Origin of the sequence: Pseudomonas sp. A-R-19, from assembly GCF_019956575.1 — a bacterium.
GTDB lineage: Bacteria > Pseudomonadota > Gammaproteobacteria > Pseudomonadales > Pseudomonadaceae > Aquipseudomonas.
The window spans coordinates 13234-29012 of the sequence record NZ_JAHBDR010000062.1; the positions used below are offsets into that span (position 1 = coordinate 13234).

At 58.4% G+C, this 15779-nt stretch carries 16 protein-coding genes; 15 read left to right on the forward strand and 1 reads right to left on the reverse strand.

Translation table 11 applies throughout. The features are described 5' to 3' along the window. Positions 1-6: 6 nt before the first annotated feature. Positions 7-789, reverse strand: a complete 783-nt coding sequence (gene map, locus KGA88_RS17870) for a type I methionyl aminopeptidase (protein WP_110657502.1) — start codon at positions 787-789, stop codon at positions 7-9. 372 nt (positions 790-1161) lie between these two features. Here map and rpsB point away from each other — a divergent pair, with 372 nt between their 5' ends. The 15 genes from rpsB (at position 1162) to rnhB (ending at position 15778) form a co-directional block, all read left to right on the forward strand. Continuing rightward, a complete protein-coding gene (rpsB, locus tag KGA88_RS17875) occupies positions 1162-1899 on the forward strand; it encodes a 30S ribosomal protein S2 (RefSeq protein ID WP_019581025.1) in 738 nt (245 codons plus the stop codon). Positions 1900-2089: 190 nt separating this feature from the next. Beyond that, a complete protein-coding gene (gene tsf, locus KGA88_RS17880; RefSeq protein ID WP_110657500.1) occupies positions 2090-2953 on the forward strand; it encodes a translation elongation factor Ts in 864 nt (287 codons plus the stop codon). Between the two features lie 209 nt (positions 2954-3162). After that, positions 3163-3906: a UMP kinase gene (gene pyrH / locus KGA88_RS17885; protein ID WP_003222124.1), complete on the forward strand. Its 744-nt coding sequence runs from the start codon at positions 3163-3165 to the stop codon at positions 3904-3906. Continuing rightward, positions 3903-4460: a ribosome recycling factor gene (gene frr, locus KGA88_RS17890; protein ID WP_110657498.1), complete on the forward strand. Its 558-nt coding sequence runs from the start codon at positions 3903-3905 to the stop codon at positions 4458-4460. Before pyrH ends, frr begins: the two co-directional genes overlap by 4 nt. A gap of 14 nt (positions 4461-4474) precedes the next feature. Further along, entirely contained in the window at positions 4475-5230 is a 756-nt protein-coding gene (gene uppS, locus KGA88_RS17895; RefSeq protein WP_110657496.1) for a polyprenyl diphosphate synthase, read from the forward strand. Further along, positions 5230-6036 carry a phosphatidate cytidylyltransferase gene (locus tag KGA88_RS17900; protein ID WP_110657494.1) on the forward strand — a complete coding sequence of 269 codons (807 nt, stop codon included), beginning with the start codon at positions 5230-5232 and terminating at the stop codon, positions 6034-6036. The genes uppS and KGA88_RS17900 overlap by 1 nt, the downstream gene beginning before the upstream one ends. Next, on the forward strand, positions 6033-7223 hold the full coding sequence (gene ispC / locus KGA88_RS17905) for a 1-deoxy-D-xylulose-5-phosphate reductoisomerase (RefSeq protein WP_110657492.1): 1191 nt from the start codon (positions 6033-6035) through the stop codon (positions 7221-7223). Before KGA88_RS17900 ends, ispC begins: the two co-directional genes overlap by 4 nt. A 53-nt stretch (positions 7224-7276) precedes the next feature. Further along, entirely contained in the window at positions 7277-8629 is a 1353-nt protein-coding gene (gene rseP / locus KGA88_RS17910; RefSeq protein WP_110657490.1) for a sigma E protease regulator RseP, read from the forward strand. 72 nt (positions 8630-8701) lie between these two features. Continuing rightward, complete coding sequence (gene bamA, locus KGA88_RS17915) at positions 8702-11077, forward strand: outer membrane protein assembly factor BamA (RefSeq protein ID WP_223593223.1); 2376 nt, start codon at positions 8702-8704, stop codon at positions 11075-11077. Between the two features lie 45 nt (positions 11078-11122). Beyond that, positions 11123-11626, forward strand: coding sequence for an OmpH family outer membrane protein (locus KGA88_RS17920; protein ID WP_007990260.1), 504 nt, complete (start codon positions 11123-11125; stop codon positions 11624-11626). Between the two features lie 3 nt (positions 11627-11629). Next, positions 11630-12685 (forward strand): UDP-3-O-(3-hydroxymyristoyl)glucosamine N-acyltransferase, encoded by a 1056-nt coding sequence (gene lpxD, locus KGA88_RS17925; protein WP_110657487.1) that lies wholly within the window; start codon positions 11630-11632, stop codon positions 12683-12685. 108 nt (positions 12686-12793) lie between these two features. Beyond that, on the forward strand, positions 12794-13234 hold the full coding sequence (gene fabZ / locus KGA88_RS17930; protein ID WP_007978374.1) for a 3-hydroxyacyl-ACP dehydratase FabZ: 441 nt from the start codon (positions 12794-12796) through the stop codon (positions 13232-13234). Continuing rightward, positions 13231-14007 (forward strand): acyl-ACP--UDP-N-acetylglucosamine O-acyltransferase, encoded by a 777-nt coding sequence (gene lpxA, locus KGA88_RS17935; RefSeq protein ID WP_110657485.1) that lies wholly within the window; start codon positions 13231-13233, stop codon positions 14005-14007. The genes fabZ and lpxA overlap by 4 nt, the downstream gene beginning before the upstream one ends. Positions 14008-14009: 2 nt before the next feature. Beyond that, positions 14010-15140, forward strand: a complete 1131-nt coding sequence (gene lpxB, locus KGA88_RS17940; protein ID WP_110657483.1) for a lipid-A-disaccharide synthase — start codon at positions 14010-14012, stop codon at positions 15138-15140. 11 nt (positions 15141-15151) lie between these two features. Further along, on the forward strand, positions 15152-15778 hold the full coding sequence (gene rnhB, locus KGA88_RS17945; RefSeq protein ID WP_223593244.1) for a ribonuclease HII: 627 nt from the start codon (positions 15152-15154) through the stop codon (positions 15776-15778). Position 15779: the final 1 nt, after the last annotated feature.

Sequence of the window (15779 nt, forward strand, 5' to 3'; positions counted from 1 at the left end):
ACGGGATCAGGCCGAAACGCGAGGGATGGTGTCATCGGCGCGCAGGGTGAAGATCTCGTAGCCGGTTTCGGTCACCAGCAGGGTGTGTTCCCACTGGGCCGAGAGCTTGCGGTCCTTGGTGATCGCGGTCCAGCCGTCGCCCAGTACCTTGGTGTCGGCACGGCCCTGGTTGATCATCGGCTCGATGGTGAAGGTCATGCCGGCCTTGAGTTCCATGCCGGTGCCAGCGCGGCCGTAGTGCAGGATCTGCGGCTCTTCGTGGAACACCTTGCCGATGCCGTGGCCGCAGAATTCGCGAACCACCGAGAAGCCGTTCTTTTCAGCGTGCTTCTGGATGATTTCGCCGATGTCGCCCAGGCGGCAGCCGGGCTTGACGATTTCGATCGCCTTGTACATGCATTCCTGGGTCACCTGGGACAGGCGCTCGGCCCAGACCGGCACGCTGCCGACGTGGAACATGCGGCTGGTGTCACCGTGGTAACCGTCCTTGATGACGGTGACGTCGATGTTCAGGGTGTCGCCATCCTTGAGCGGCTTGTCGTTCGGGATGCCGTGGCAGACCACATGGTTGATCGACGTGCAGATCGACTTCGGATAGCCCTTGTAGTTGAGCGGGGCAGGGATGGCTTTCTGCTCATTGACGATGTAGTCGTGGCAGATCTGGTTCAGTTGATCGGTGGTAACGCCCGGCTTGACATGTTCGGCAATCATTTCCAGCACATCGGCGGCCAGTTTGCCGGCGATACGCATCTTGGCGATATCCTCGGGAGTTTTGAGGGTGACGGTCATACAGGCTCTCTCTGCGCCAGGCGGCGCTTTCTAAACGGAAAGGGCATTGCGCGATCGATCTTCGCGGCCCTGAAAAAAGCGATTCTACCAGACGATCAGCGCAAATCTGCGCCTGAGTGCATCGCTTCTCTCTATAGAATGGTGCATTCTTGGCGGATTCCAAGGGGTGGAGCAAAGCACTCGCCAGGATTTCAGAATCCGGGTTCCGTTTTGCCCTGCCTTATGGTATAAAATGCGCCGCTTTCCGGGGATGTCCCGAAAAGCCTAAATCCACACACGTGTCGACACGATGACCTGGGTGCCGGAAGCTTGATGCTGCTGGTTGGTCATTGGGATACGTGGAGGCCAAACCCGACTTATTAAGGAACTATCATGTCCCAAGTCAACATGCGCGATATGCTGAAGGCCGGTGTGCACTTCGGTCACCAGACCCGTTACTGGAACCCGAAAATGGGCAAGTACATTTTCGGCGCGCGTAACAAGATCCACATCATCAACCTTGAAAAAACCCTGCCAATGTTCAACGAAGCTCTGACTTTCGTAGAGCGTCTGGCCCAGGGCAAAAACAAGATTCTGTTCGTCGGCACCAAGCGTTCCGCTGGCAAGATCGTTGCTGAAGAAGCAGCACGTTGCGGTTCGCCGTACGTCGATCACCGCTGGTTGGGCGGCATGCTGACCAACTTCAAAACCATCCGTGCTTCCATCAAGCGTCTGCGTGACCTTGAAGTGCAAGCCGAAGACGGTACTTTCGCCAAGCTGACCAAGAAAGAAGCGCTGATGCGCTCCCGTGACCTGGAAAAGCTGGATCGTTCCCTGGGTGGTATCAAGGACATGGGCGGTCTGCCAGACGCTCTGTTCGTTATCGACGTTGATCACGAGCGCATCGCGATCACCGAAGCCAACAAGCTGGGCATCCCGGTTATCGGCGTGGTCGATACCAACAGCAGCCCGGAAGGCGTTGACTACATCATCCCAGGCAACGATGACGCAATCCGCGCTATCCAGCTGTACATGGGTTCGATGGCTGACGCTGTAATCCGTGGTCGCAACAATGTTGCCGGCGGCACCGTTGAATTCGTAGCTGAAGAAACTCAGGCTGCAGCTGAGTAATTGACGCCCTGGCGTTGACTCAGTAAGCAAAAAGGGGGCTTGGCCCCCTTTTTGCCACCTCGAAAACCATTTGTCGGCGCCCACTGCTCTATCTGTAACGTGCGGCAGCTAACAAGGGTGGTTCGGGAAGAATTGATCGCCCGTTCGATCGGGTGGAATGGTTGAAAACCTATCCAAGAGGAATTTTAAAATGGCAGCAATTACTGCAGCGTTGGTCAAAGAACTGCGCGAGCGTACCGGCGAAGGCATGATGGATTGCAAGAAAGCCCTGGAAAAGGCTGGCGGCGACATCGAAAAAGCCATTGATGACATGCGCGCTTCGGGCGCCATCAAGGCTGCCAAGAAAGCCGGCAACGTTGCCGCTGAAGGCGCTATCGCCATCAAGGCAGACGACAAGGTAGCCGTGCTGCTGGAAGTTAACTCGCAGACCGACTTCCTGGCCCTGCAAGACGACTTCAAGAACTTCGTTGCTGCCAGCGTAGAAAAAGCCTTCGACGAAAAACTGACCGACGCAGCTCCGCTGATCGCCGCTCAGGAATCGGCTCGTGAAGCCCTGGTGGCCAAAGTTGGCGAAAACGTCAACATCCGTCGCCTGGTACGCGTAGAGGGTGACGTTGTCGGCACCTACCTGCACGGTAACAAGATCGGTGTTGCTGTTGTTCTCAAGGGCGGCGATGTTCAGCTGGCCAAAGAGATCGCCATGCACGTGGCGGCAAGCAACCCTGAGTTCCTGCTGCCATCGCAGGTTTCGCCAGAAGCCATCGAGCGCGAGAAGGGCGTCTTCCTGACCCTGAACGAAGACAAGATGAAAGGCAAGCCAGCTGAAATCGTCGAGAAGATGATCGCTGGTCGTATCACCAAGTTCCTGGCTGAAGCCAGCCTGGTAGAGCAAGCTTTCGTCATGAACCCGGAAATCACCGTGGGTGCCCTGGCCAAGAAAGCCGGCGCTGAAATCGTTTCCTTCACTTACTTCAAAGTAGGCGAAGGCATCGAGAAGCCAGTGGACAACTTCGCCGAAGAAGTTGCTGCCCAGCTGGCTGCCGCCAAGCAATAAGACGGTTTTTAACTGTCGCCCAGAAGAGGCTGCCCGCTCACGCGCGCAGCCTCTTTTCAGATGGGGCATCAATTTTTAATTGGTTTCCCTTTGGAACTGGCTTACAAAGCCATGTTCCGATGGCGCTGAAGCAGCGCAACGCTAGAGTGAACGCCAGCTGTAAACAGCTCGCAAAGAATTTTTAAAATACGCCGCAGGAGAGATTCGCAATGGCTCAGCAGGGCAGTGGTTATCAGGCTCGCTATAAACGCATTCTACTCAAGCTTAGCGGCGAGGCCCTGATGGGCTCGGAAGAGTTCGGGATCGACCCGAAAGTTCTGGATCGCATGGCATTGGAAGTTGGCCAACTGGTCGGCATCGGTGTTCAGGTTGGTCTGGTTATCGGTGGTGGCAACCTGTTCCGCGGTGAAGCGCTGAGCAAGGCTGGCATGGACCGGGTCACCGGCGACCACATGGGCATGCTGGCCACTGTGATGAACGCCCTGGCCATGCGCGACGCCCTTGAGCGCGCCAACATCTCGGCCATCGTGATGTCCGCTATTTCCATGGTTGGCGTGACCGATCACTACGATCGTCGCAAGGCCATGCGCCACTTGAACTCCAAGGACGTGGTGATTTTCGCGGCCGGTACCGGCAACCCGTTCTTTACGACGGATTCGGCAGCCTGCCTGCGTGCAATCGAAATCGATGCCGATGTCGTGCTCAAGGCGACCAAGGTCGATGGCGTCTATACCGCCGACCCGTTCAAAGACCCGCATGCCGAGAAGTTCGATCATCTGACCTACGATGAAGTGCTGGATCGCAAGCTGGGTGTGATGGATCTGACGGCCATTTGCCTGTGCCGCGACCACAAGATGCCGCTACGCGTATTTAACATGAACAAGCCCGGCGCCCTGCTGAACATCGTACATGGCGGCGCTGAAGGAACCCTGATCGAGGAAGGCCAACAATGATCAACGAAATCAAGAAAGACGCTCAAGAGCGCATGCAGAAGTCGGTGGAATCGCTGGCGCACAACTTCGGCCGCATCCGTACCGGCCAGGCGCACCCAAGCATCCTGGAAGGCGTGATGGTTCCTTATTACGGTTCCGACACCCCGATCAAGCAAGTGGCCAATATCACCGTTAAAGACGCCCGTACCCTGCAAGTTGTCGCGTTCGAGCGCAACATGCTGGGTGCCGTCGACAAGGCGATCGGCAGTGCAGGTCTGAACCTGAACCCGACCAACCTCGGTGAGCTGCTGTTGATCTCCATGCCTGCCCTGACCGAAGAAACCCGTAAGGGCTTCACCAAGCAGGCGCGTGACGTGGCTGAAGACGCCCGTGTTGCCGTGCGCAACATCCGTCGTGATGCCAACAGCTCGCTGAAGGATCTGGTCAAGGAAAAAGAAATCAGCGAAGACGAAGAGCGTCGCGCCACGGGTGAAATCGACGATCTGACCAAGAAGTTCGTGGCTCAAATCGACGCGAATCTGGCGCAGAAAGAAAAAGACCTGATGGCCGTATAAGGGTCGAGCTTTAAATGGAAAAGACCAAGCAGACTGCACCGTCCGCGGTGCCGCGCCATGTCGCGATCATCATGGATGGTAACAATCGCTGGGCGAAAAAACGCTTTATGCCAGGTGTCGCCGGGCATAAAGCGGGCGTGGATGCTGTACGTGCGGTCATTGAAGTCTGTGCCGAGGCCAAGGTCGAGGTGCTGACCCTGTTCGCCTTTTCCAGCGAGAACTGGCAACGCCCGGCCGATGAGGTCAGCGCCTTGATGGATCTGTTCTTCAAGGCGCTGCGTCGTGAGGCCAAGCGCCTCAACGACAACAACATCTGCCTGCGCATCATTGGTGACCGCTCGCGGTTTCATCCCGAGCTGCAGGCCGCCATGCGCGAAGCCGAGACCATGACCGCTGGCGCCAATCGTTTTGTCCTGCAGATCGCCGCCAATTACGGTGGTCAGTGGGATATCGCGCAAGCTGCGCAACGACTGGCGCGAGAGGTTCAGGCCGGGCATTTGCGACCGGAAGACATCACGCCTGATCTGCTACAGACCTGCCTGGCCACGGGCGATCTGCCGTTGCCGGACCTGTGTATCCGTACCGGTGGCGAGCACCGCATCAGCAACTTCCTGCTCTGGCAACTGGCCTATGCCGAGTTGTACTTCTCCGACCTGTTCTGGCCGGACTTCAAACACGATGCCATGCGCAATGCGCTGGCAGATTTCGCTTCCCGCCAGCGCCGCTTCGGTAAAACGAGCGAGCAGGTCGAGGCTGGAGCCCGGGTTTAATGCTTAAACAACGAATCATCACCGCGTTGATCCTGCTGCCGATTGCCCTGTGCGGGTTTTTCCTGCTCGAGGGCTCCGGTTTTGCGCTGTTCATCGGGCTGGTCGTAACCCTGGGTGCCTGGGAATGGGCGCGCCTGGCGGGTTTCGCTGCCCAGTCCATGCGGGTTGCCTATGCCGCGGTCGTCGCGTTGATGCTGTTTGTCATGCACATACTTCCGGGCCTGGCGCCTTGGGTCCTGGGCGCGTCGGTGCTCTGGTGGGGGGTTGCGACCTATCTGGTGTTGACGTACCCGCGTTCGAGCGAGCATTGGTCCAATGCGGCGACCAAGTTGGTGATCGGCTTGCTGATTCTCCTGCCGGCCTGGCAAGGTCTGGTGCAGATCAAGCAATACCCGCTGGGTAACTTGCTGATCCTGGCTGTGATGGTGCTGGTCTGGGGTGCCGATATTGGTGCCTACTTCTCCGGCCGGGCCTTCGGCAAGCGCAAGCTTGCACCGCAGGTCAGTCCGGGTAAAAGCTGGGAAGGCGTGTACGGTGGCCTGGCGTTGAGCCTGGTCATTACCACGCTCGTTGCCCTGGTGCGCGACTGGACAGTGGCCGAGCTGTTCAAGGGGCTGATCTGTGCCGCTCTGATCGTGTTTATCTCGGTGGTGGGCGACCTCACTGAAAGCATGTTCAAGCGCCAGTCCGGCATCAAGGACAGCAGCAACCTGCTTCCGGGTCACGGTGGCGTGCTGGATCGTATCGACAGCCTGACGGCAGCGATTCCGGTGTTTGCCGTGCTGTTGTGGATGGCGGCCCCATGAGCCGCCCGCAACAGATTACCGTCCTGGGGGCGACCGGCTCTATTGGCCTGAGTACGCTCGACGTCATCGCCCGCCATCCGGATCGTTATCAGGTCTTTGCCCTGAGTGGCTTCACTCGCTTGAGTGAATTGCTGGCGCTCTGCGTGCGCCATGTTCCGCGATTTGCCGTGGTGCCTGAGGTCGCTGCTGCCCGCACCTTGCAGGACGATCTGCGCGCGGCGGGTCTTGCGACCCGTGTCCTGGTGGGCGAGGAAGGTTTGTGTCAGGTCGCTTCCGATCCGGAAGTCGATACCGTCATGGCGGCCATCGTCGGTGCAGCGGGATTGCGCCCGACACTGGCGGCGGTCGAAGCTGGCAAGAAGATCCTCCTGGCCAACAAGGAAGCGCTGGTGATGTCCGGCGCGCTGTTCATGCAGGCGGTGCGCAAGAGCGGTTCGGTGTTGCTGCCGATCGATAGCGAGCACAACGCGATTTTTCAGTGCATGCCGCACGATTATGCCCGTGGCCTTGAGGCTGTTGGCGTACGGCGGATTTTGCTGACGGCTTCCGGCGGTCCGTTCCGCCAGACGCCAATGGCTGAACTGGCGAGTGTTTCGCCGGACCAGGCCTGTGCGCATCCGAACTGGTCCATGGGGCGGAAAATCTCCGTTGATTCGGCCAGCATGATGAACAAGGGGCTTGAGTTGATCGAGGCCTGCTGGCTGTTCGATGCCAAGCCGTCCCAGGTCGAAGTGGTGATTCACCCGCAAAGTGTGATCCATTCGCTGGTCGACTACGTCGATGGTTCTGTCCTGGCGCAGCTGGGTAATCCGGACATGCGCACACCCATCGCCAATGCCCTGGCCTGGCCCGAGCGGATTGACTCGGGTGTGGCGCCGCTGGATCTGTTTGCCATTGCCCGGCTGGATTTCCAGGCGCCTGATGAAGAGCGTTTCCCTTGTCTGCGTCTGGCTCGTCAGGCGGCCGAGGCGGGTAACAGCGCGCCGGCGATGCTCAATGCGGCGAACGAAGTGGCGGTGGCGGCATTTCTCGACGAACGGGTTCGTTACCTGGAAATCGCGAGTATCATCGAGGAAGTACTGAGTCTGGAGCCCGTTGTGGCCGTGGATGATCTTGAGGCAGTGTTCACGGCAGACGCGAAGGCGCGATTGCTGGCCGAACAATGGTTGAGCCGCCACGGGCGGTAAATGCTGCGGATAGTTGACCCAGGCAGCAGCAGATAGGAATGCGGAGAAAGTAGATGAGCGCGCTCTATATGATTGTCGGCACCCTGGTCGCTCTGGGTGTGCTGGTTACCTTCCACGAGTTCGGCCATTTTTGGGTCGCGCGTCGCTGTGGGGTCAAAGTGCTGCGCTTCTCCGTAGGCTTCGGCATGCCTTTGCTGCGCTGGCACGACAAACAAGGTACCGAATTTGTCGTTGCCGCCATCCCGTTGGGCGGCTACGTGAAAATGCTCGACGAGCGCGAAGGTGAAGTACCGCTCGATCAGGTTGATCAATCCTTCAATCGCAAATCCGTTCGTCAGCGCATTGCCATCGTGGCAGCGGGGCCGATCGCCAATTTCCTGCTGGCAATGGTGTTCTTCTGGGCATTGGCGATGCTCGGCAGTGAGCAGGTGCGCCCGGTCATCGGCGCTGTCGAGTCCGGCAGTCTGGCGGCCAAGGCGGGTTTGAGCCCAGGCCAGGAAATCGTGGCCATCGATGGCGAGGCGACTTCCGGCTGGGCGGCAGTGAATTTGCAACTGGTTCGTCGCCTGGGCGAAAGCGGTGCGTTGCAGATAATGGTTCGCGAGCAAGGCTCCACCGCTGATTCTCCCCGTGAACTTGCATTGGACAAATGGCTCAAAGGGGCTGATGAGCCCGACCCGATTCATTCGTTGGGGATTCGTCCGTGGCGTCCGGCATTGCCGCCGGTCCTGGCTGAACTCGACCCAAAGGGGCCGGCCCAGGCTGCTGGCCTGAAGACCGGTGACCGGTTGCTGGCGCTCGATGGGCGTGCGCTGGATGACTGGCAGCAGGTTGTCGATACCGTGCGTATGCATCCCGATACCAAAATCATGCTGCGGGTTGAGCGTGACGGTGCTCAAATCGATGTTCCGGTTACGCTTGCCGCTCGCGGCGAGAGCAAGTCACCCAGCGGCTATTTGGGGGCAGGGGTGAAGGCTGTCGATTGGCCACCGGAGATGATCCGCGAGGTCAGTTACGGGCCATTGGCAGCGATTGGCGAGGGGGCTCGACGCACCTGGACCATGAGCGTGCTGACCCTCGATTCACTGAAGAAAATGTTGTTCGGCGAGCTCTCGGTAAAAAACTTGAGTGGACCGATAACCATTGCTAAAGTGGCGGGCGCTTCGGCCCAGTCGGGTGTTGCTGATTTCCTGAATTTCCTTGCTTATCTGAGTATTAGCCTGGGGGTTCTGAATTTGCTGCCCATTCCTGTGCTGGATGGGGGGCATTTGTTGTTTTATCTGATTGAGTGGGCGCGTGGTCGCCCCTTGTCGGATCGGGTGCAAGGTTGGGGGATACAGATTGGTATCAGTTTGGTGATCGGAGTGATGTTGCTTGCTCTGGTCAATGATCTGGGTCGTCTGTAACGTCGCTGAATTGCGAATCTGCCGCATTTTGCGGCAGTTTGTTTATTGCCAGTTGGAATAAGAAAGGACTTCATGAAACGTCTGCTGCTAACTGCGGTTCTCACCGTATTGATGATCGCCGAAGTTCACGCCGAGTCCTTCACTATCTCTGATATTCGCGTCAATGGCCTCCAGCGGGTCTCCGCGGGTAGCGTCTTTGGTGCTTTGCCGTTGAACGTCGGTGAACAGGCGGATGATCGTCGCCTGGTGGAATCCACTCGTGCGTTGTTCAAAACCGGTTTCTTTCAAGATATCCAGCTGGGCCGCGATGGCAACGTCCTGGTCATCACGGTAGTCGAGCGCCCGTCTGTTGCCAGTATCGAGATCGAAGGTAACAAGGCGATCTCTACCGAAGACCTGATGAAAGGCCTCAAGCAATCCGGTCTGGCCGAAGGCGAGATCTTCCAGCGTGCCACCCTTGAAGGTGTGCGTAACGAACTGCAGCGCCAGTACGTCGCCCAGGGTCGCTACTCGGCTACCGTCGACACCGAAGTGGTGCCGCAGCCGCGTAACCGCGTTGGCCTGAAGGTCAACATCAACGAAGGTACCGTTGCCGCTATCCAGCACATCAACGTGGTGGGCAACACGGTCTTCCCCGATGAAGACCTGATCGACCTTTTCGAACTCAAGACCACCAACTGGTTGTCGTTCTTCAAGAACGATGACAAGTACGCCCGTGAAAAACTGTCCGGTGACCTGGAGCGCCTGCGTTCCTACTACCTGGACCGTGGCTATATCAACATGGATATCGCTTCGACCCAGGTTTCCATTACCCCGGACAAGAAGCACGTCTACATCACCGTCAACGTCAACGAAGGCGAGAAATACACCGTTCGTGACGTCAAGCTCAGCGGCGACCTGAAAGTCCCTGAAGACCAGGTCAAGTCCCTGCTGCTGGTGCAAAAAGGCCAGGTGTTCTCGCGCAAGCTGATGACCACCACCTCCGAACTGATCACCCGTCGCCTGGGTAACGAAGGTTATACCTTCGCCAACGTCAACGGCGTGCCTCAACCGCACGATGAAGATCACACCGTAGACATCCTGTTTGCGGTCGATCCGGGCAAACGTGCCTACGTGAACCGCATCAACTTCCGTGGCAACACCAAGTCCGAAGACGAAGTGCTGCGTCGTGAAATGCGTCAGATGGAAGGCGGCTGGGCTTCGACCTACCTGATCGACCAATCCAAGACCCGTCTGGAACGCCTGGGCTTCTTCAAGGAAGTCAACGTCGAGACTCCGGCCGTGCCGGGTGTCGATGACCAGGTGGACGTCAACTACAGCGTTGAAGAGCAAGCCTCCGGTTCGATTACCGCCAGCGTCGGTTTTGCCCAGAGTGCCGGTCTGATCCTCGGTGGTTCGATCACCCAGAACAACTTCCTGGGTACTGGTAACAAGGTCAGCGTCGGTTTGACCAAAAGTGAATACCAGAGTCGTTACAACTTCGGTTATGTCGACCCCTACTGGACTGCTGATGGCGTGAGCCTGGGTTACAACGCCTTCTACCGCACTACCGACTACAAAGACCTCGACGTCGATGTAGCGAGCTATGCCGTGGACAGCCTGGGTGCAGGCGTGAGCGTCGGCTACCCGATCAGCGAGACTTCGCGACTGACCTTCGGCCTGACTGCACAGCAGGACAAGATCAAGACCGGCGTTTACACCGTTGACGAGATTTTCGACTTCGTTAACAAGGAAGGCGACCAGTACTTGAACTTCAAGGCTTCGGCCGGCTGGTCCGAGTCCACCCTGAACAAGGGCGTGCTCGCCACCCGTGGTCATTCCCAGAGCCTGGTGCTGGAATCCACGATTCCAGGCAGCGACCTGTCGTTCTTCAAGCTCGATTACCGTGGCCAGTTGTTCCAGCCGTTGTCCGAGAACTACACCATGCGCCTGCACACCGAGCTGGGTTATGGCGATGGTTACGGTTCGACCGACGGTTTGCCTTTCTATGAAAACTACTATGCTGGTGGTTTCAACTCGGTCCGTGGTTTCAAGGACAGCACCCTGGGTCCTCGCAGTACGCCAAGTACCGGCAAGAACCCTGGTACAGCGACAGACCCGGACCAGGATCCGCTGCCGTTCGGTGGTAACGTCCTGATCCAGGGCGGTGTGGAGGTTCTCTTCCCTCTGCCGTTCGTCAAGGATCAACGCTCCCTGCGTACCTCGGTATTCTGGGATGTGGGTAACGTGTTCGATTCCTCGTGCTCGGATACCACAAACGCTGATGGCACGAAGTCCAACACCAAGTGCAACGACATCAGCCTGAGCAACATGGCCAGTTCTGTTGGTGTGGGTGTGACCTGGGTCACCGCACTGGGTCCTTTGAGTTTCGCATTGGCCATGCCGGTCAAGAAACCGGATGACGCCGAGACTCAAGTGTTCCAATTTTCCCTCGGCCAGACGTTCTAAGCGTCTGACCCAAGATAACGACAATGAATTTTGTAGGAGTGCATCGTGCGTAAGTTGACTCAATTGGTTCTCCTGGCCAGCGTACTGGTCGCTGGTCCGGCATTTGCCGACATGAAAATTGCAGTTCTGAACTATCAGATGGCTTTGCTGGAGTCCGACGCGGCCAAGAAATACGCCGTGGATGCCGAGAAGAAATTCGGTCCTCAGCTGACCAAGCTCAAGACGCTGGAAAGCAGCGCCAAGGGTATTCAGGACCGTCTGATGGCTGGTGGCGACAAAATGCAGCAAGGCGAGCGCGAGCGTCTGGAGCTTGAATTCAAGCAAAAGGCCCGTGACTTCCAGTTCCAGTCCAAGGAGCTGAATGAAGCCAAAGCCGTTGCCGACCGTGAAATGCTGAAGCAGCTCAAGCCGAAACTGGACAGCGCTGTGGAAGAAGTCATCAAGAAAGGTGCTTTTGACCTGGTCTTCGAGCGTGGCGCAGTGATTGATGTCAAGCCTCAGTACGACATCACTCGCCAGGTTATCGAGCGCATGAATCAGCTGAAGTAATCCATGACAGTGACCATTAAGCTCGGCCAGCTGGCCGAGTTCCTCGGCGCCACGCTACGTGGCGACCCCGAGAAAGCAATTACTGGGCTAGCCACCTTGCAGGAGGCTGGCCCAGCTCAGTTGAGCTTTCTCGCAAATCCCCAATACCGCAAGTACCTGGCAGGCAGTCAGGCGGCAGCCCTGTTGCTCAAGGCCGCTGACGCCGAAGGTCATAACGGGGATGTGCTGGTGGTGCCGGATCCGTACGCGGCCTACGCGCGCGTTTCTCACCTGTTCGATCCCAAGCCCAAGGCCGCGGCCGGCATACATCCGACGGCGGTGATCGCGGCGGATGCGGTAGTCGATCCAACGGCAAGTATCGGTGCTTTTGTGGTGATCGAAAGCGCAGCCCAGGTTGGCGCCGGTACGACTGTCGGCGCGCATTGCTTCATCGGCGCTCGCAGCGTGGTGGGTGAGGGTGGCTGGCTCGCGCCGCGCGTGACCTTGTATCACGATGTCCGCGTCGGCAAACGGGTTGTCATTCAGTCCGGCGCGGTGCTCGGCGGCGAAGGTTTTGGCTTTGCCAATGAAAAGGGTATCTGGCAGAAAATCGCCCAGGTCGGTGGTGTGCTGATCGGCGATGATGTGGAAATTGGCGTGAATACCGCTATTGACCGCGGTGCTTTGGCCGATACCATCATCGGCAACGGCGTGAAGCTCGATAACCAGATCCAGATTGCCCATAACGTTCAGGTGGGTGATCACACCGCCATGGCGGCCTGTGTCGGGATCTCCGGCAGCACCAAGATCGGCAAGCATTGCATGCTCGCCGGTGGCGTAGGCCTGGTGGGGCATATCGAGATTTGCGACAACGTTTTCCTCACCGGGATGACCATGGTGACCCACTCGATTACCGAGCCAGGTGCCTATTCTTCCGGTACGGCTATGCAGCCGGCAGCCGAGTGGCGCAAAAGCGCGGCACGCATTCGTCAGCTCGATGACATCGCGCGGCGTCTGCGCCAGCTGGAAAAGCAAGTAGGGGAAGTGACCCCTGACGGTAATGCTTCATCAGATGGCTGATACCATTTCCATATCAAGTGTGCACAGCCGCTAGACTGCCTCCTTGATTTGCTAGCGGAACGTGCGTCAGTCGCGCGCTCCCAATCTTTACATAGGCTTCCCCCCGAAATGATGGACATCAACGAGATTCGCGAATACCTGCCTCACCGTTACCCGTTCCTGCTGGTGGACCGGGTAGTGGAGCTGGATGTTGAAGGCAAGCGCATTCGCGCCTACAAGAATGTCAGCATCAACGAACCGTTCTTCAATGGTCACTTCCCTGCGCATCCAATCATGCCGGGCGTATTGATCATCGAAGCAATGGCTCAGGCTGCCGGGATCCTTGGTTTCAAAATGCTCGACGTGAAACCGGCCGACGGCACGCTTTATTACTTCGTCGGTTCCGACAAGCTGCGCTTCCGCCAGCCCGTTCTGCCAGGCGATCAGTTGATCCTTGAAGCCAAGTTCATCAGCTGCAAGCGTCAGATCTGGAAATTCGAATGCCAGGCTTCGGTCGATGGCAAACCGGTCTGCTCCGCTGAAATCATCTGTGCGGAACGCAAGCTATGAGTTTGATTGACCCTCGTGCAATCATCGATCCGACAGCCGTTCTGGCTGACGGCGTCGAGGTCGGCCCGTGGTCGATCGTCGGCGCAGGTGTGGAAATCGGCGAGGGGACAGTCATCGGGCCGCACGTGATCCTCAAGGGCCCGACCCGAATTGGTAAGCACAATCGCATCTACCAGTTTTCCTCGGTGGGTGAAGACACGCCTGACCTGAAGTACAAGGGCGAGGAAACCCGCCTTGTGATCGGTGATCACAACGTCATCCGTGAAGGCGTGACGATTCACCGTGGCACCATCCAGGACCGTTCGGAAACGACCCTGGGCGATCACAACCTGATCATGGCGTATGCCCATATTGGCCATGACAGCGTTATCGGCAACCACTGCATCCTGGTGAACAACACCGCCTTGGCGGGCCATGTGCACGTGGAAGACTGGGCAATCCTCTCCGGCTTTACCCTGGTTCACCAGTATTGCCACATCGGTGCCCACAGCTTTTCAGGCATGGGTACGGCAATCGGCAAGGATGTTCCTGCGTATGTCACGGTGTTCGGCAACCCGGCTGAAGCCCGGAGCATGAACTTCGAGGGCATGCGCCGTCGCGGTTTCAGCGAAGAGGCGATCCACGCGCTGCGTCGTGCCTACAAGGTGGTTTACCGCCAGGGCCTGACCGTGGAGCAGGCACTCGCCGAGCTGGCCGAGTCGTCGGCCCAGTATCCGGAAGTGGCGGTGTTCCGTGACTCCATCCAGTCTTCGACTCGCGGCATCACTCGCTAACCATGGCCAATCTGCGTATTGCGCTGGTAGCGGGCGAGGCTTCCGGTGACATTCTGGGTGCGGGTCTCATGCGCGCGCTCAAGGCACGTCATCCGGCCGTCGAGTTCATTGGTGTTGGCGGTCCGCTGATGCAGGCCGAGGGCATGATCCCGTACTTCCCGATGGAGCGTCTGTCGGTGATGGGGCTGGTGGAAGTCCTGGGGCGCCTGCGTGAGTTGTTGGCACGGCGCAAGAAACTGGTCGCCGACCTGATTGCCGCGGAGCCCGATGTGTTCATCGGTATCGATGCGCCGGACTTCAACCTCAATATCGAACTCAAACTGCGCCAGGCCGGGATCAAGACCGTGCATTACGTCAGCCCGTCGGTCTGGGCCTGGCGGCAGAAACGCGTGCTGAAGATTCGCGAAGGCTGCGACCTGATGCTCACGCTGTTCCCGTTCGAAGCCAAGTTCTATGAAGAGAAAGGCGTGCCGGTGCGGTTCGTCGGCCATACGCTGGCCGATGCCATTCCACTGCAAGCCGATCGCGCTGCTGCACGAGCCGAACTCGGTTTACCCGACGGGCCGCTGGTGGCGTTGATGCCTGGCAGCCGTGGCGGTGAAGTTGGCCGGCTCGGTGCGTTGTTTCTCGATACCGCGCAACGCTTGCGGGCGTTGCGCCCGGGTGTGCGGTTTGTTGTTCCGTGTGCCAACCCGCAACGTCGCGCACAGCTTGAAGAGCTGTTGGCCGGTCGCGATCTGCCGCTGACCCTGCTCGACGGCCAGTCCCATCTGGCCTTGGCGGCTTGCGATGCGGTGCTGATCGCCTCCGGCACCGCGACGCTTGAAGCGTTGCTGTACAAGCGGCCGATGGTGGTCGCCTACCGCCTGGCGCCACTGACGTTCTGGATACTCAAGCGCATGGTCAAGAGTCCGTACGTTTCGCTACCGAACTTGTTGGCCCAGCGTCTGTTGGTACCCGAATTGTTGCAGGACGATGCCACGGTCGAAGCGCTGGCCCAGACTTTGTCGCCGCTGATCGAGGGTGGGGAAGAGCAGACTCGTGGTTTTGACGAAATTCACCGGACCCTGCGTCTGGATGCCTCCAACCAGGCTGCGGACGCAGTGCTGAACCTGATCGGCCAAGTTAAATGAGTAAAACAAGCATGCAGATGGGGCTGGATTTCACTTTGGTGGCTGAAGTCGAGGAGTTGGTTGCCGGCGTCGATGAAGTCGGTCGCGGCCCGCTCTGTGGCGCGGTGGTGACGGCGGCGGTGATTCTTGACCCGAACCGCCGGATCCTCGGGCTGAACGACTCGAAGAAACTCACCGAGGCCCGTCGCGAGAAGCTCTACGACGAAATCTGCGAAAAAGCCCTGAGCTGGTGCATCGCTCGCGCCGAAGTCGAAGAAATCGATGAACTGAATATCCTCCACGCCACCATGTTGGCCATGCAGCGTGCGGTCGCGGGGCTGCATGTCCAGCCGAAGCTGGCGATGATCGACGGCAACCGCTGCCCGAAGCTGCCGATGCGCTCCGAGGCCGTGGTCAAGGGCGATAGCAAGGTCCCCGCCATCGCTGCCGCATCGATTCTGGCCAAGGTCAGCCGTGATCGTGAAATGGCCGCGTTCGAATTGATCTACCCGGGTTACGGCATCGGCGGCCATAAAGGCTACCCGACGCCCGTTCATCTGGAAGCGCTGGCACGGCTTGGGCCGACCCCGATTCATCGGCGTTCGTTTGCCCCTGTGCGGCTGGCATATGAGGCTCGCGAAGGATTGATCGAGAGTTAGT

Coding starts and splice junctions, on each gene's coding strand:
- KGA88_RS17900 (WP_110657494.1), top strand. CDS start 5,230: ATGCTTAAACAACGAATCATCACCGCGTTGATCCTGCTGCCGATTGCC.
- frr (WP_110657498.1), top strand. CDS start 3,903: ATGATCAACGAAATCAAGAAAGACGCTCAAGAGCGCATGCAGAAGTCG.
- map (WP_110657502.1), bottom strand. CDS start 789: ATGACCGTCACCCTCAAAACTCCCGAGGATATCGCCAAGATGCGTATC.
- ispC (WP_110657492.1), top strand. CDS start 6,033: ATGAGCCGCCCGCAACAGATTACCGTCCTGGGGGCGACCGGCTCTATT.
- lpxD (WP_110657487.1), top strand. CDS start 11,630: ATGACAGTGACCATTAAGCTCGGCCAGCTGGCCGAGTTCCTCGGCGCC.
- bamA (WP_223593223.1), top strand. CDS start 8,702: ATGAAACGTCTGCTGCTAACTGCGGTTCTCACCGTATTGATGATCGCC.
- rseP (WP_110657490.1), top strand. CDS start 7,277: ATGAGCGCGCTCTATATGATTGTCGGCACCCTGGTCGCTCTGGGTGTG.
- rpsB (WP_019581025.1), top strand. CDS start 1,162: ATGTCCCAAGTCAACATGCGCGATATGCTGAAGGCCGGTGTGCACTTC.
- lpxA (WP_110657485.1), top strand. CDS start 13,231: ATGAGTTTGATTGACCCTCGTGCAATCATCGATCCGACAGCCGTTCTG.
- lpxB (WP_110657483.1), top strand. CDS start 14,010: ATGGCCAATCTGCGTATTGCGCTGGTAGCGGGCGAGGCTTCCGGTGAC.
- uppS (WP_110657496.1), top strand. CDS start 4,475: ATGGAAAAGACCAAGCAGACTGCACCGTCCGCGGTGCCGCGCCATGTC.
- fabZ (WP_007978374.1), top strand. CDS start 12,794: ATGATGGACATCAACGAGATTCGCGAATACCTGCCTCACCGTTACCCG.
- tsf (WP_110657500.1), top strand. CDS start 2,090: ATGGCAGCAATTACTGCAGCGTTGGTCAAAGAACTGCGCGAGCGTACC.
- rnhB (WP_223593244.1), top strand. CDS start 15,152: ATGCAGATGGGGCTGGATTTCACTTTGGTGGCTGAAGTCGAGGAGTTG.
- pyrH (WP_003222124.1), top strand. CDS start 3,163: ATGGCTCAGCAGGGCAGTGGTTATCAGGCTCGCTATAAACGCATTCTA.